Origin of the sequence: Ruminococcus sp. NATIVEDY160, from assembly GCF_045819885.1 — a bacterium.
Classification (GTDB): Bacteria; Bacillota; Clostridia; order Oscillospirales; family Acutalibacteraceae; genus Ruminococcoides.
Map to the genome: position 1 here is coordinate 46693 of NZ_CP162391.1, position 14094 is coordinate 60786.

Genomic DNA, 14094 nt, shown 5'->3' on the forward strand with positions numbered 1-14094 from the left:
ATGGGCGCGATATTAAAGCGCGAAATGTGCGCGTATTTCAGCTCCGCGACGGCATATGTCGTGCTGGCGGTGTTTTTCTTCTTTTCGGGATTGTTCTTCAATTTCTACGTATTCGCCCAGAACAGCACCAGCCTCACATATGTATTCTCAAACATGTTCTTCATCATAATGTTCCTCATTCCGATAATCACGATGAAGTCCTTTGCCGAGGAAAAGAAGCAGAAGTCCGACCAGGCGCTGCTGACCTCACCGTGCTCTCTGACTGAGATCGTGCTCGGCAAGTTCCTCGCGGCGTTCCTGATGTTCGCGATGTGCAACGTGATCTATCTTATCTACGCGGTGGTAATCTCGTTCTTCGCGCAGCCGCAGTGGTCGGTTATCCTCTGCACTCTGCTGGGAACTCTTCTGCTCGGAGCCTCGATGATAGCGATAAACGTGTTCATCTCGGTTCTGACGGAGAGCCAGGTAGTCGCGGCGGTTCTCGGCATGGGCGCGGGACTTCTCATCAGCATGATGAGCTATTTCGTGAACAACATCAGCATTCAGTGGATCTCCGCTGTGCTCGAGAAAATCAGCTTCATGAAGTACTACGAAAACTTCACATACGGTATTCTCAGCATTACCGACGTGATATTCTTCCTGAGCGTGACGGCGCTGTTCCTATTCTTCACCGTCCGCGCGCTCGAGAAAAGACGCTGGAGCTAAGGAGGTATTAATATGGAAAAGAAAAACAATTCCTCCAAGGGCATCAAGGCGTTTCTCAAATCGAGAAAGGCGCGCCACGGAAGCCTTGCCGTCGTACTTGTGATCGCGGCGGTCGCGCTTGTCGTGGTACTCAACATAGTTGTGGGACTGCTCGTCGAGCGGTTCCCGAACCTCAAGATGGATCTGACCTCCAACAGCGCGTACGCGCTCTCAGACGACGCGGAGGACTTCATGTCCCACCTCGACAAGGACGTTAATATGTACATTCTCAGCCCCGAGAACGACTTTGTGGGCAACGGCGAGTACTTCGTTCAGGCGAAGAACCTGCTCGAGAAGATGGAGGCGGCTTCAAACGGCAAATTCACCGTGTCCTACATCGACACCACCTCAAATCCGTCCTTCACCAACAAATACAAGAACATCGACTGGAGCTCCAAGGACACGATGGCTGTCATGGAGTGCGGCGACAGATATCAGGGCGTCAAGACAGACGACTGCTTCACCTACGACGAGCAGTACCTCTCGGCGGGCTACTACCAGGTCAACGGTACGACGATCGAGCAGGCGACAGTCACCGCGGCGATGAAGGTCACGACAGAGAACCAGGTCGTCGTCGACTTCATCACGGGCAACCAGGAGAGCGACTACACCGCGCTCAAGTCACTGATTTCGAATAACGCCTATGACGTTCGCGAGGTATCTCTCCTTACGGACGACCTCGACGAGGACGCTCAGTTCGCTATAATCTACGCGCCGAAGGTCGACCTCGACGCCAAGGCTGTCGAGAAGCTTGAGAAGTGGCTCGACAACGACGGCAAGTACGGCAGGAACCTGATCTACATTCCGGCTCCCGAGAACACCGACACGCCAAACGCCGAGGCGCTGATCGAGGAGTGGGGCATGAAGCTCACCGACGGCTTCGTATACGAAACGAGCGAGGATCACCTCCTGAGCAGCTCCGATATGTTCGTATTCATCACGGACTACAACGAATACTACACCGACGGCCTCAAGAACAAGGACATTCCCGTCATGGTTTACCAGACGCGCGGAATCGAGATCACCGACGAGAACACCTCTCACGCGCTTCTCAACGCGTCCGACCGCGCGGGCATCTTCCCGACTGACGCGGACGACAGCTTCAAGCCCGAGGACGGCATCACAGGCAAGAAGATAGCCGTTGCCGCCGAGAGCGTCAAGAGCAATTCCGACGCGGAGTCAAGGCTTATCATCTACGGCTCCGACAGAATGTTCTCGTCCGACTTCATGACGATGAACAGCCTCAACAACGCGGACTTCTTCATGAGCGTGCTCAACACGGTTTCCGACAAGTCTGACGAGAGCGTTACGATCACGGGCAAGAAGCTCGACAATACAGAGCTCGGCGTGACCGACGTCAACACAACGGGCGCTATGAGCATAATCTTCATCGGCGTGATTCCCATTGCAATCCTAATCACCGGCATCATAGTATGGCTGCGCAGGAGGCATATGTAATGAGTAAGAGCAAAAAGATAACACTGATAGCGATAATCGCCGCGGCGGTAGTCCTCACGGGAGTGATGGTTCTGCTGCTTCTCCTGCCGAAGGGCGGCGATTCCGACAGCAGCGCCGCTACTCCCGACGAAGCCGCGGACATCTCCCTGAGCACCGACGCAAACGGCGTTCACCAGGCGGTGATCGGCAAGACGGGCGGCAGCAAAAACGGCTACGGTACCCTGATGGAGTATGTGCCTGCCGACATAAAGACCATCCACGTCGAGAATGAAAACGGCACACTCGACATCACCGCCAACACCCCCGAGGGTGAAGCGACAGAGTACACTCTCGTAGGATTCGAGGATTTTAAGATCCGTTCGGGCGTGCCCGATCAGATCGCGAACGCGGCGGCTACTCTCTCGTTCACAAGAATAGCGGGCGAGGACAACGGCGGCAGCGAATTCGGCTTTGACAAGCCGCGTTCCGTCGCGGAAATCGCCTTCACGGACGATACAAAGGAGGTCATCACCGTCGGCGCGGACGCTCCGCAGTCGAAGGGCACCTACATCAAGTTCGGCGACGGCAAGGAGATATACGTCATCGATACCGACACCGCGAATAACTTCCTGCTCGGCGTGAATGATATGATAAGCCTGACGATCAACGACACCGCCGACAGCACCGACAACTCAGGCGCACAGACTATCAACGTGACCTCAAACGGCGCGTCGTTCATCCTCGAGAGATACACGGGCGTGAAGTTTTCATCTACCTATTACCTCACCGAGCCGATGACGAGATTCGCGAGCGAGAGCGAGTCGAGCAAGATAGAGGGCGGTATCCGCGGCCTGTACGCGGACACGGTGAAGTATGTCAATCCGTCCGACTCTCAGCTCAGCGATGCGGGACTCTCACAGCCCTACGCGACGCTCAATGCGGATTATCCAGACACAAGCGTCAGCCTCTCGGCTTCAAAGCCCGACTCCGACGGAAACGTCAACATCATGCTCAGCGGCAGAAGCATCGTCTACACGATCAAGGCGGAGAAGGTTCCGTGGGTCGAGACGACATACGAGAAGCTCTGCAGCGAGTACGTGCTCTATCCCAAGATGACAGCGCTGACGGGCTTCGAGGTCAACGGCAAGGCGTTCAGGCTCAGCACACGCGAGTCACACACCACCGACGACGAGGGCAACGAGAGCACCTCTTATGTAACGACCGTATTCCTCGGCGGCGAGGAGATACAGATCGAGAACTTCTCGGGCTTCTGCTCGGACGTGGGCATGATCGAGCTTGCCGACCCCAACGAGGGCAGCACAAGCGGTGAAGCGACCCTTACAATTAAGTACACCTACGAGGACGGCGACTCAGACGACGTCGCGTTCTATCCCGACACCGACACACTCTACACCGCCGTTGTCAACGGAAAGGTGATGGGTCACGCGAGAAAGTCCGACATCACAAGAGCCCTCGAGGGTCTTGAAAAATTTAATTAACATATTAAAAAATTGGAGTGATACAATATGGGTATGACAATGTCCCAGAAAATCCTCGCGGCTCACGCGGGGCTCGAAGAAGTCAAGGCTGGTCAGCTGATCAACGCCAAGCTCGACATGGTTCTCGGCAACGACGTTACCTCGCCTGTCGCGATCAACGTTTTCGAGCAGAACGGCGCGACCGCGGTTTTCGACAACACAAAGATCGCGATGATCATGGACCACTTTACGCCTAACAAGGACATCAAGGCGGCGACGCTCGTTAAGCAGACCCGCACCTTCGCGAACAAGTACGACATCAAAAACTTCATGGACGTCGGCATGATGGGCATTGAGCACGCGCTTCTGCCCGAAATCGGTCTTGTGGGCCCGGGCTGCCTGTGCATCGGCGCGGACTCTCACACCTGCACCTACGGCGCGCTCGGCGCGTTCTCAACGGGCGTAGGCTCAACCGACATGGCGGCAGGCATGATCAGCGGCAAGGCATGGTTCAAGGTTCCGTCCGCGATCAAGTTCAATCTCGTCGGCAAGCCCAAGGGCTATGTCAGCGGCAAGGACGTTATTCTCCACATCATCGGCATGATCGGTGTTGACGGCGCTCTCTACAAGTCGATGGAGTTCACGGGCGAAGGCGTTGCGGAGCTGAACATGGACGACAGACTCTGCATTGCCAATATGGCGATCGAAGCAGGCGCGAAGAACGGTATCTTCCCCGTAGACGACGTAACCCGCGAGTACTGCAGCGGCAGATATCAGGGCACTCCCGTCGAGTACACTGCCGACGAGGACGCTGTTTACGACGAGGAATACACGATCGACCTCGGCGAAATCCGCCCGACCGTCGCTTTTCCGCATCTTCCAGAGAACACAAAGACCGTCGACGAAATCGGCGAGGGTGAGGTAAAGATCGACCAGTGCGTGATCGGCTCCTGCACAAACGGCAGGATCTCCGACCTCAGAGCGGCCGCTGAGATTTTCAAGGGCAGGAAGCTCGCCAAGGGCGTGCGCTGCATCGTTATTCCCGGCACCCAGAAAATCTGGCTGCAGGCTATGCACGAGGGTCTGTTCGACATCTTCGTTGAGGCAGGCGCTGTCGTTTCAACACCCACCTGCGGTCCCTGTCTCGGCGGCCACATGGGTATTCTCGCGGCAGGAGAGAGAGCTATTTCGACAACCAACCGCAACTTCGTCGGCAGAATGGGTCACGTCGACAGCGAGGTCTATCTCGCAAGCCCTGCTGTGGCAGCGGCAAGCGCGGTGGCAGGCTACATCACCGACCCGGAGAAGGTTTAAGGAGGAAAGACAATGAACGCAAAAGGCAGAGTACATAAATTCGGCGACAACGTCGACACCGACGTAATCATTCCGGCGCGCTACCTCAACACTGCGTCCCACAAGGAGCTCGCGGCTCACTGCATGGAGGATATAGACGCGGAGTTTGTCAACAAGGTGAATGAGGGCGACATCATGGTTGCCGAGAAGAACTTCGGCTGCGGCTCCTCGCGTGAGCATGCTCCCATCGCTATCAAGGCGAGCGGCATTTCCTGCGTGATCGCGTCGACCTTCGCGAGAATCTTCTACCGCAACTCGATCAACATCGGACTTCCGATTCTCGAGTGCGACGAGGCTGCGAAGGAAATCAAGGACGGCGACACGGTTTCGGTTGACTTCAACACGGGCGTCATCACCGACGAAACCACAGGCAAGACATATCAGGCAGAGCCCTTCCCCGAGTTCATTCAGAACATCATTCAAAAGGGCGGACTTATCAACTCAATTCTTTAAAATATTGAAGGGTCGGCTGAGTGCCGACCCTGTTTGCTTTACTTAATTGTAGAATTTATTACCGCATTTTGCGCAAAAAATTGAATCTCCGGGTGATTCATATCCACATAATAAGCATTTTTTGGGTGGATTTTTCTCTTGAGCAGAATCATAGAATGTGTTTGAGGTTGAAGAATACGATTGGTCTTCATTTATTTTACAAATAATCATTTCTTTCATTGCCTTTGCAAACGCTTCGGGTAATTGTGAATCGTTGTTTTCGTTTTTAATCCAATATTCACCTGTAATTTTGCCATAGTCATTATAATCAACAGAAGCATTATATTTACTTATTCCACTTTGAGACGAATAACGCAAAAAAACGGTTGTGTTATCTATGGATGATACTTTAAGTCGCTTAAACTGTTTTGCTGTTTTTTTGGCTAATTTTGTAAAGTCGTCATATGTTAGAGAAGGCGGAAAAGAACAGGGTGTATTTTTTCTTCGAGCCTCTTCAAGTTTTCTTTCTTTTATATCTTTATGGTTTTTTCTTAATGCTGCAATTCCTATGAGAGAACCTCCTACTAATAAGGTTCCAAAAAGCAAATCCTCAATAGCCATATAAATTTTCCTATAAAAAAGAGAATCAATAAATACAGTTGCCAAACAACGACGTTTGCGACAGCCTGTTTACTCTTACAGCGCCGAATAGCCGTAGCTGTTGACGAGAGCCTCTATCTTTTCGCCGCGCTGGCAGATCGGGCAGCGGTGCGGCTTGTAGCTCTGGTAGTCGCCGAGGTCGTTCGGGTCGAAAATCGAGTGGACGGGGTGACCGTCGCACTCCTCGACAGTCGCGAAAATTGCAGAAATACCTACGACGATACCGCCGTAGTATTTGATTGCGTCGACCGCTGCGAGAGCGGTTTTGCCCGTGGTGACGGACGCGGCGAGAATCAGGATGTGCTTGTTGTGAACCATCGGGATAAGGTTGTCGCGGAAAATCATCTGACCGCCGCCGATGAATTCGGGGCTGACGACGTAGATAGTCTGGTGGGCGTTCATGTTGACGAAGTTGTCCGCGGTCAGTTCGCGCGCGATGGAAGCGCCGATTACCTCGGTGCCGTCAAGACAGATGATAGTGTCGACGATAGTTGACGCGCGGTAGGCGGCAACCATCTCTTTTGCGACAGCCTCAGCCTCGGACAGACGGGTTTTCTGAGTCGTCACGTCGATGTAGTAGTTCGTGTGGCAGTGCATGGTCGCAAAGTGACCCTTCTTGACGCGCAGAAAGACATTTTTGTTTTTGGTTCTGATTTTATATTCGCGTGACATAAGCGCCCTCCCGAAAAATTCATAAAAACTATTTTCTGATATAATTAATCTTACAACATATTGACAAAAAATGCAAGGGCTTTTTCGCATATTGCGCAAATTTGATACAAAAAAGGAGAGGCTTGAATTCAAACCTCTCCGATTTTTTATACTTTAAGATGAATCGTCAGCTCAGCCTTTTCGATTATGCGAAGGTCGTTGTCGTAGGAGCAGAGCTTGCGCGCCTGCTGCAGATCGACCCAGATGTAGCTGTCGATCTCCTCCTCCTGAATCTTCACGTTGTCGGTGAAGGCTCGCGCGAGGAAGAATACAACGCGCTTGCGTATCTTGCCGAAGGGACTGTACTCGCTGATTTCGCGGAAGCCCTGAACGAGAGTAACGTCCAGTCCCGTTTCCTCCTTGATCTCGCGGATAGCGGTCTCCTGTTCGGTCTCACCCTCCTCGATGTGACCCTTCGGGAAGCTCCAGTACCTGCCGTTATTGTTCTTGACGAGGAGAATCTTTGTGTTCTGCCGCGTCTTGTAGAAAATTATGCCGCCGCAGGATTTCTCGTACAGACAGCGTATCGACTTGAGCTTTATGTTTCTCAGCCGCGAGAGGATCTTTCGCAGCTCGGGCTCATAGAAAACCTCGCCGTAGGTCGATACGATCGGGCGTTCTCCGTCAAGCCCCTCAAATTCGGCGACAGCCACGACAACGCCGTCAAAGTATTCTTTTATCTTTTTCCGCGTGACGACATAGGCGCTCTTGTTTGAAACGCTGCCCGTGCCGATACGCGCGGAGTAAAGTCCTTCGCTGATGCTTCCGAACAGCGAGACATTGACATTTTCCGCAATCATACTGCCGCCTCCTTTCATTATTTTTCAGACAAAGATCTAATTGAACATACCCGTCATGCTGTCGAGCTGGAGCTGGGTGTTCGCGCTCATAACGCCGTTCGCGAAGAGCACGTCGGTGATGCCGTTCTCCACGCAGTAGGCGGGAAGGGTCTTGCCGACGGTCGAGGAGAAGTAGCGGAAATCGACTACGTGAACCTCCTCGTAGTTGTTTGTAAAGTACGGAGCGAGGGCGTTGCCGTAGCTCTCCTTTACGATAACGAGCTTCTTGCCCTTCTCGGCGTTCTCGGACTTCGACTTGATAACGGTCAGCGGATTGTCGCCGAAGATGAACACGCCGTAGGTCAGGGAGCCCTCTGTCGCGCCCGAGTAATACGGACTGTCGTAGGTCTCCGTCGCGCCGCCGTCGTAGGTGAGGGTCATCTCTGTTCCGTATGGGAACTCCCAGTAGTGAACGGTGTCGGAGTCAAGGCTCGGAGCGGAGTTTGTGAAGCTGCCCGTGAAGCCGTCGATCGTCTTTTCGGTGCAGTCCTCGAGCTTGAGGGCGGGCATGTTGTTTGTGTCGGCGAACGCCTTGTATGCGTAGTACGCTCCCAGACCCGTCCAGTGGTGGTCGGACTTGAAGTAGATGTACTCCTCGTTGTGGTCGGCGAGGTAGTTATAGATATTAATGGGGGTGACGTTCTTGTCCATCGCCGCGTACGCGGTCTTGATGCTATCTGCCTGAGAGGTCGAAACGATGTCGCCTGACTTGAGACGCTCGGGCAGACCGTACTCGGTGTGGTTCGGAATGATCATGTCGTACACCTTGATGCCCGGCAGCTTGCCTGCAAGGGTGTTTATGGTGTTGGCGTAGGTCTTGGAGTGCTCGTCGTCGCCGCCGAACAGCTCGTAGCCCGTCTTGTTCCAAACGTAAATCGAATAGTACAGCTCGCCGTTTGTGTTGTCGTCCTTGATAACAGGCGTCTTGAAGTAGGTCGGCTGCAGATCCTGCGACAGCGAGGAATTGCTGTTGGCCGCCTCGTCCTTAGTTGCGGTTGATGTACCGCCCTGCTGAGCGATCGTGTCGGTCGAAACCTTGTCCTTGTCGCCGCTGCCCGATGAACAGCCGCGTATCATGAGCGAGAACAGCACGATGATCAGCACGAGGATAGCAACGCCCGTTCCGACGATGATCGCGCGGTTCCTGAGTCTGCGCTTGCGCTGAGCCTCGCGCCTTCTGCGCGCGCTCGCGTTTCGGTAAACGGGTCGTCCGCTCGCACCGTTATTCGGGCGGCGCTGCGGCTGAGAGCCGTTTCTCGGGGGATATGAGTCGTTTCTCTGTGGACGGGCACTGTTCCGATGGGGCTGACTCGGAGCCTGACGTCTGCGTCGGTCTATGCTGTCGTCAAAATTGTCGAGGTCTTCGCGGGATACCAATTCACACACCTCCGTTTGATTTTTGAATTATTGTTTTGTGTGCGCAAAACATATATATTTATTATACAACATATTAATAATAAAAACAACAGATTTTTTGAGATTTTTTGACTAATTATGTCTGTTCAAAGAGCTTCGGATTCATTCTGCTGTAGTGAAAAATATACTGTTGGGCTATGCCTGCGTACTGTCCAAAATCCCCGGGAGTCATACCGGGAAACAAGGTCGCCATCGCGCGCTTCATCCATACGTCGAGCGGAAACGCCTCTATCCTGTGCAGTCCGAACAGCAGGGCGCAGTCCGCGACCTTGACTCCGACGCCCGTGATCTGCATAAGCTCGCGCCGCGCTTCATCGTAGTCACAGCTGCGGCACTTCTCAAGGTCAACATCGCCGTCAGCGACCTTCCTTGCAGCGTCTACGAGATAACGGTTGCGAAAGCCCGCCCTAAGCGGTGCTAAGTCTTCGGCGGTGAGAGAAGCCATTTTCTCTGCGTCGGGAAAGGCGTATGTGCCGTCGGGCAGCCTGTCGCCGAACTGCTCGCAGAGCCTTTGAACGATACCTTTTATGCGCTTGATGTTGTTGTTCTGCGAGATGATGAAGGTGCACAGCGCTTCATACGGCTCCTGCCTGAGAATGCGTATGCCGGGAGCGTATTTCGCGGCGTCGGCGAGTATCGGGTGAATGGCGCTTATTTCCTCGCGGATTTTGCCGTAGTCGAGCCCGAGGTCAAAGTAGCTGTGCCACAGCTCGCGGTCGCTCTCGTCCGCGTTTTCTATATATAGATCCGTGCCGTCGAGCCTGACGGTTACGCTTCTATTGAACGCCACGCCGTCAAAGCCGCCGTCCTCACGTTCGACCCAGCGGAAGCTCTGACCGCAGTCGAGCGTCTGGGCGAGGTCGAGATCAGTCACGTTCTCAAATTTCAAAAACTTTTTCATAAATATATCTCTCCGAACTTCCACAATGAATTATTATGTGGTACAATGTATTTATCAACTGATTTAGGAGTTTTTGCCATGAAAGAGACCATTGTTACCATACCTATCAACGACCTCTTTGCGCCGAAGTGCGGTTGTCCTCTCTGCCGTATGGAGGAAATGCTCGAGGAGCAGTACGTCACGTTTATCACAGGCGACGCGATGATGGAGCCGAGCGTGCGAGTCGCGACGAACAAGAAGGGCTTCTGCCACCGCCATTTCTCGCGCATGACACAGCTCGGACAGAAGCTGCCGAACGCCCTTATTCTCGAAACCCACCTCGAGGTCATCAGGGACGAGCTGATGCCCAAGAAGCTCGGCGGCAAGCCGGATAAGAAGAAGCTCGAGGCTATCCGTCAGACGATGAACTCCTGCTACGTCTGCGACAGGGTAGAGGCGGATATGTTCCACCTCGTCGCCACGGTGTTCGCGGAGTGGTCAAAGGGCGGAGAGTTCCGCAAGACCTACAGCGAGCAGCCATTCATCTGCCTCAAGCACTATCAGTTCATCATGACCGCCGCGATGGGCAAGGGCGGAGTTCCGTCAAAGCTGCTCGGTGATTTCCACGCAGAGACCGCCGCTCTCACCAAGAACTACCTCGAATCGCTCTACGGCGACATCAAGCATTTTGTGTCGATGTTCGACTACCGCAACCGCGGCAAGGACTGGGGCACCTCGACCGACGCTATCGAGCGCAGCATCGAGTTCCTCACCGGCGAGAAGCCGACCGTCGCGGAAAAATCAGAGTAAAAATTTAATAAGCTCGCGCACGCCGCCCTCGTCGTTAGAGGGAATGATCTTGTCGGCGGCTCTCAGACAGGCAGGAGTGGCGTTGCTCACGGCAGCGCCCAAGCCCGCGAGCGCGAGCATATCAGCGTCGTTGTCGGCATTGCCGGCAGCGGCGGTATTTTTTATGTTAATATCAAGCAGTCCACAGAGTCTTTTCAGCGCGTTCGCCTTAGTCGCGGTGCCGTTCATCAGCTCGACGAAGTTCTTCGACGACGAGGTGATGTAAACATTTGGAAGCTCACGCTCGAGCATACCCCAAAGGCTCTCGCGCAGAGCCTTGTCGGTGCTGACAAATTCAATGCTGTCGAGGTTTTTGCGGTTGCGGCGGATATAGCCGCGCATATCGGCGCAGCAGCCGCGCGAGCCGCGCACATAGCCGACATAAGCCTCTGAGCAGCCGTATTTTGTCGGGTCGTCGTAATATCTCTTGTCGGTGCAGGTCTCGCCCTCGAGGAACGCCTCCCAGATAAGGTCATGCTCCTTTGTGAGGTCGAGCACGCGCAGAACGTCCGCTTCACTGAGGGTGTCTGAGTGCGCACGTACTCCGTTTTTGTATATAGCCGCGCCGTTTGAGGCGACGACCCAGCTGATACCGTCGATCGCGAGCACGTCCTTCGGCATTGACGAGAACGGCCTGCCGCTTGCGACGGCGACTTCTATTCCGCCGTCGATAGCCTGTTTTATCGAGTCCTTTACCTCGGGCGCGAGGGTGTTGTCGGTGCGCAGGACGGTGCCGTCGAGGTCGAGCGCGAGCAGCTTAATCTCCATTTTTCAGCTCCTTTACTCCCATGCGGCAAAAGCCGTTCATGCAGCAGTCTTTGCATTTGGGGCTTCTCGCCGTGCATACCGCTCTGCCGTGCAGCACGATTCGGTGACAGAAGTCGTTGCTCTCCTCGGGCGGCAGCAGCTTTCGCAGGGCGTTTTCTATCTTTCTCTGGTCGGTTTCCTTGTGCAGACCGAGCCTTGTCGTGATACGTATGCAGTGGGTGTCGACGACGACGGCGGGCTTGCCGTAAACGTCGCCGCAGATCAGGTTCGCGGTTTTTCTGCCTATACCCGGCAGCTTTGTGAGGTCGTCGATATTGTCGGGAACCTCTGAGCCGAAGTCGCTGACGAGCATCTTCGCCATCGCCACGAGGTCTTTTGACTTTGTCTTGTACAGTCCGCAGGATTTGATATACTCCGCGACCTCAGATACCTCCGCTCCGGCAAGGCTCTCCGCGTCGGGGAATCTTGCGAACAGCGCGGGCGTGACGAGGTTGACTCTCGCGTCGGTGCACTGAGCCGAGAGCCTTGTCGCGACGAGTAATTGCAGCGGAGTTTCGTAGTCGAGCGAGCATTTCGCGTCGGGATATTCTTTTTTGAGCGCCTCGACTGCCGAGAGCGCGATTTCTTTTTTCGTCATAACAGCACCTTCTCCGATAAAAATTTTATCATATTTTCAAAGCTATTGCAATCGCGGATTTTTCAATATATAATGGTATAATAAACGGAGGAGATTCAATGTACAAGAATTACATTTTCGATTTATACGGAACCCTTATCGACATCAACACCGACGAGTGGTCGGCAAAGCTCTGGAAGTCCCTGCAAATCCTCTACGCCTACCACGGCGCCGAGTACACTCCGCAGGAAATCAAACGCGAGTACGGCAGACTTGTCGACAAGGAGAAGGCTTCGGTACGCCGCCGCCACCCCGAATTTACCGTTATCGACGTGAAGATAGAGAAGGTTTTCCGCGCGCTGTTCACCCAGAAGGGCGTTAAGGTGCCGAAGAGCCGTATCGACTTCATCGCCGAGGCGTTCCGCTGCTATTCCACGAAGTATATCAAGCTGTACGACGGAGTTCAGGACTTGCTCGACACACTCAAGGCGCACGGCAAGAAGATATACCTGCTCTCGAACGCCCAGCGCGTGTTTACGGAGAACGAGCTGAATATGTTCGGTCTGGACAAGTACTTCGACGGCGTGTGCATCAGCTCGGACGAGGAGTGCTCAAAGCCCGACGCGCATTATTATCAGACGCTCTTTGACCGCTACGGACTGAAAAAAGAGGAGAGCATCATGATAGGCAACGACTACATCTCCGATATCGGCGGCGCGGCTGATTTCGGAATCGACAGCCTCTATATCCACCAGAGTATTTCACCCGAGATAAAGGGTGAGCTGCGCAGTCAGTACACCGTAATGGACGGCGACGTTTATAAAATCAAAAAATTGATAGTCAAGGAATAAAAAGCATCACCTCGGGCATACTAACCCCGAGGTGATTTTTAATGAGCAAGAAAAAGAAAAAGAAGTCCGACGACACCCCGGTTACCGAGATGAACACGGTATACACCAACGAGATGACGGGCATGGTTCCCGCGAATCCCGACGAGAACGACGAGGACTACGCTGAGGACGAAGAGCTTTAAAACAAAAGGGCGGAGATGTTTTCATCTCCGTCCTGTACTTTTAAATTATTTTACTCTGTGCATACCGCTTAGGTCGGCGGTGAGGATACAGCCGACGGAGCAGTTTTTCGCGCAGACCGCGAAGTCGGGGCAGTTGTCGCACTTTTCGTAGTCGATGACAGCCACGTTGTCGACTACCTTTATCGCGCCGAGAGGACAGACCTTCTCGCACTTTTTGCAGCCGATACAGCCGTTCGAGCAAACCTTTCTTGTGACGGCGCCCTTGTCCTTGTTGCTGCACGCGACGACGACTCTTTCAACGTCCGCAACGAGAGAGATAAGGTGGTTCGGGCAGGTCTTGGCGCAAAGACCGCAGCCAACGCAGTCCTTTGTGTTGACGCGCGCTACGCCGTCCGCGATACAGATAGCGTCGTGAGGGCAGACCTTCACGCAGTCGCCGAGTCCCAAGCAGCCGTAGGTGCAGCTTCCCTTGCCGCCGTACATCAGCTTTGCAGCGGCGCAGGACTCAATGCCCTGATAAACGACCTTGTCGCTCGTGTGCTCGCAGTCGCCCGAGCAGTGCACTACCGCGACCTGCTCGACAACGTCGGCGAATTCAACGCCCAGAATATCGCTGAGCTGTCTTGAAACGCCGTCCGCGCCGGGGATACACAGGTTAGTAGGCGTGTCGGGATTTTCGCAGAGCGCCTTAGCGTAGCCGTCGCAGCCCGCAAAGCCGCAGGCTCCGCAGTTTGCGCCGGGCAGACATTCCCTGACCGCGGGGAATCTCTCGTCCTCCTTGACCGCCATGACCTTGGCGGCGATAACGAGCACCGCGGCGCAGATAACGCCGATGATTACGACGGGTATGACCGCCGTGAGAATCGCTTCCATGTAAC

General features: G+C 54.1%; 16 protein-coding genes. 8 read left to right on the plus strand and 8 right to left on the minus strand.

All coding sequences use genetic code 11. The annotated features are described in order from the left end of the window. From AB1I49_RS00220 to leuD, 5 genes are read left to right on the plus strand one after another with little or no spacing between them, the layout of a single operon-like run. Nucleotides 1–705 carry an ABC transporter permease gene (locus AB1I49_RS00220; protein WP_407721099.1) on the plus strand — a complete coding sequence of 235 codons (705 nt, stop codon included), beginning with the start codon at nucleotides 1–3 and terminating at the stop codon, nucleotides 703–705. Between the two features lie 12 nt (nucleotides 706–717). Then, nucleotides 718–2202 carry a DUF7088 domain-containing protein gene (locus AB1I49_RS00225; protein WP_316609096.1) on the plus strand — a complete coding sequence of 495 codons (1485 nt, stop codon included), beginning with the start codon at nucleotides 718–720 and terminating at the stop codon, nucleotides 2200–2202. Beyond that, nucleotides 2202–3680: a DUF4340 domain-containing protein gene (locus tag AB1I49_RS00230; protein ID WP_407721100.1), complete on the plus strand. Its 1479-nt coding sequence runs from the start codon at nucleotides 2202–2204 to the stop codon at nucleotides 3678–3680. The genes AB1I49_RS00225 and AB1I49_RS00230 overlap by 1 nt, the downstream gene beginning before the upstream one ends. 27 nt (nucleotides 3681–3707) lie before the next feature. Continuing rightward, nucleotides 3708–4973, plus strand: a complete 1266-nt coding sequence (gene leuC, locus AB1I49_RS00235; protein WP_201428195.1) for a 3-isopropylmalate dehydratase large subunit — start codon at nucleotides 3708–3710, stop codon at nucleotides 4971–4973. 12 nt (nucleotides 4974–4985) lie between these two features. Beyond that, nucleotides 4986–5465 (plus strand): 3-isopropylmalate dehydratase small subunit, encoded by a 480-nt coding sequence (leuD, locus tag AB1I49_RS00240; protein WP_201428194.1) that lies wholly within the window; start codon nucleotides 4986–4988, stop codon nucleotides 5463–5465. 42 nt (nucleotides 5466–5507) lie between these two features. On the opposite strand, the gene AB1I49_RS00245 is transcribed toward leuD, so the two are convergent. The 5 genes from AB1I49_RS00245 to AB1I49_RS00265 all read right to left on the minus strand — a co-directional run bounded on the left by AB1I49_RS00245 (nucleotide 5508) and on the right by AB1I49_RS00265 (nucleotide 9971). Then, nucleotides 5508–6065, minus strand: coding sequence for a hypothetical protein (locus AB1I49_RS00245; protein ID WP_407721101.1), 558 nt, complete (start codon nucleotides 6063–6065; stop codon nucleotides 5508–5510). 75 nt (nucleotides 6066–6140) lie between these two features. Next, nucleotides 6141–6776, minus strand: a complete 636-nt coding sequence (locus AB1I49_RS00250; RefSeq protein WP_407721102.1) for a type I phosphoribosyltransferase — start codon at nucleotides 6774–6776, stop codon at nucleotides 6141–6143. A 146-nt stretch (nucleotides 6777–6922) separates the two neighbouring features. After that, a complete protein-coding gene (locus AB1I49_RS00255; RefSeq protein ID WP_316609098.1) occupies nucleotides 6923–7615 on the minus strand; it encodes a bis(5'-nucleosyl)-tetraphosphatase in 693 nt (230 codons plus the stop codon). A gap of 36 nt (nucleotides 7616–7651) precedes the next feature. Continuing rightward, nucleotides 7652–9031, minus strand: a complete 1380-nt coding sequence (locus AB1I49_RS00260; RefSeq protein ID WP_316609099.1) for a DHHW family protein — start codon at nucleotides 9029–9031, stop codon at nucleotides 7652–7654. A gap of 115 nt (nucleotides 9032–9146) precedes the next feature. After that, nucleotides 9147–9971, minus strand: coding sequence for a DNA-3-methyladenine glycosylase family protein (locus AB1I49_RS00265; RefSeq protein ID WP_407721103.1), 825 nt, complete (start codon nucleotides 9969–9971; stop codon nucleotides 9147–9149). Nucleotides 9972–10049: 78 nt separating this feature from the next. Between AB1I49_RS00265 and AB1I49_RS00270 the strand changes: the two genes are divergently transcribed. Further along, nucleotides 10050–10760, plus strand: a complete 711-nt coding sequence (locus AB1I49_RS00270; protein ID WP_201428189.1) for a DUF6062 family protein — start codon at nucleotides 10050–10052, stop codon at nucleotides 10758–10760. Here AB1I49_RS00270 and AB1I49_RS00275 read toward each other — a convergent pair. Together AB1I49_RS00275 and nth are read right to left on the minus strand one after the other, a co-directional pair. Further along, a complete protein-coding gene (locus tag AB1I49_RS00275) occupies nucleotides 10752–11567 on the minus strand; it encodes an HAD-IIB family hydrolase (RefSeq protein WP_407721104.1) in 816 nt (271 codons plus the stop codon). The two genes, AB1I49_RS00270 and AB1I49_RS00275, sit on opposite strands and share 9 nt — an antisense overlap. Further along, nucleotides 11557–12204 (minus strand): endonuclease III, encoded by a 648-nt coding sequence (gene nth, locus AB1I49_RS00280; RefSeq protein WP_201428187.1) that lies wholly within the window; start codon nucleotides 12202–12204, stop codon nucleotides 11557–11559. The genes AB1I49_RS00275 and nth overlap by 11 nt, the downstream gene beginning before the upstream one ends. 98 nt (nucleotides 12205–12302) lie before the next feature. Between nth and AB1I49_RS00285 the strand changes: the two genes are divergently transcribed. Further along, nucleotides 12303–13034, plus strand: coding sequence for an HAD family hydrolase (locus AB1I49_RS00285; RefSeq protein ID WP_201428186.1), 732 nt, complete (start codon nucleotides 12303–12305; stop codon nucleotides 13032–13034). A gap of 41 nt (nucleotides 13035–13075) precedes the next feature. Beyond that, on the plus strand, nucleotides 13076–13216 hold the full coding sequence (locus tag AB1I49_RS00290; protein ID WP_201428185.1) for a hypothetical protein: 141 nt from the start codon (nucleotides 13076–13078) through the stop codon (nucleotides 13214–13216). Between the two features lie 45 nt (nucleotides 13217–13261). Here AB1I49_RS00290 and AB1I49_RS00295 read toward each other — a convergent pair whose 3' ends face one another. Next, nucleotides 13262–14089 carry an RnfABCDGE type electron transport complex subunit B gene (locus AB1I49_RS00295; protein WP_407721105.1) on the minus strand — a complete coding sequence of 276 codons (828 nt, stop codon included), beginning with the start codon at nucleotides 14087–14089 and terminating at the stop codon, nucleotides 13262–13264. Between the last annotated feature and the right edge of the window lie 5 nt (nucleotides 14090–14094).

Coding starts and splice junctions, on each gene's coding strand:
- AB1I49_RS00255 (WP_316609098.1), bottom strand. CDS start 7,615: ATGATTGCGGAAAATGTCAATGTCTCGCTGTTCGGAAGCATCAGCGAA.
- AB1I49_RS00225 (WP_316609096.1), top strand. CDS start 718: ATGGAAAAGAAAAACAATTCCTCCAAGGGCATCAAGGCGTTTCTCAAA.
- nth (WP_201428187.1), bottom strand. CDS start 12,204: ATGACGAAAAAAGAAATCGCGCTCTCGGCAGTCGAGGCGCTCAAAAAA.
- AB1I49_RS00285 (WP_201428186.1), top strand. CDS start 12,303: ATGTACAAGAATTACATTTTCGATTTATACGGAACCCTTATCGACATC.
- leuD (WP_201428194.1), top strand. CDS start 4,986: ATGAACGCAAAAGGCAGAGTACATAAATTCGGCGACAACGTCGACACC.
- AB1I49_RS00230 (WP_407721100.1), top strand. CDS start 2,202: ATGAGTAAGAGCAAAAAGATAACACTGATAGCGATAATCGCCGCGGCG.
- AB1I49_RS00290 (WP_201428185.1), top strand. CDS start 13,076: ATGAGCAAGAAAAAGAAAAAGAAGTCCGACGACACCCCGGTTACCGAG.
- AB1I49_RS00245 (WP_407721101.1), bottom strand. CDS start 6,065: ATGGCTATTGAGGATTTGCTTTTTGGAACCTTATTAGTAGGAGGTTCT.
- AB1I49_RS00295 (WP_407721105.1), bottom strand. CDS start 14,089: ATGGAAGCGATTCTCACGGCGGTCATACCCGTCGTAATCATCGGCGTT.
- AB1I49_RS00270 (WP_201428189.1), top strand. CDS start 10,050: ATGAAAGAGACCATTGTTACCATACCTATCAACGACCTCTTTGCGCCG.
- leuC (WP_201428195.1), top strand. CDS start 3,708: ATGGGTATGACAATGTCCCAGAAAATCCTCGCGGCTCACGCGGGGCTC.
- AB1I49_RS00265 (WP_407721103.1), bottom strand. CDS start 9,971: ATGAAAAAGTTTTTGAAATTTGAGAACGTGACTGATCTCGACCTCGCC.
- AB1I49_RS00275 (WP_407721104.1), bottom strand. CDS start 11,567: ATGGAGATTAAGCTGCTCGCGCTCGACCTCGACGGCACCGTCCTGCGC.
- AB1I49_RS00250 (WP_407721102.1), bottom strand. CDS start 6,776: ATGTCACGCGAATATAAAATCAGAACCAAAAACAAAAATGTCTTTCTG.
- AB1I49_RS00220 (WP_407721099.1), top strand. CDS start 1: ATGGGCGCGATATTAAAGCGCGAAATGTGCGCGTATTTCAGCTCCGCG.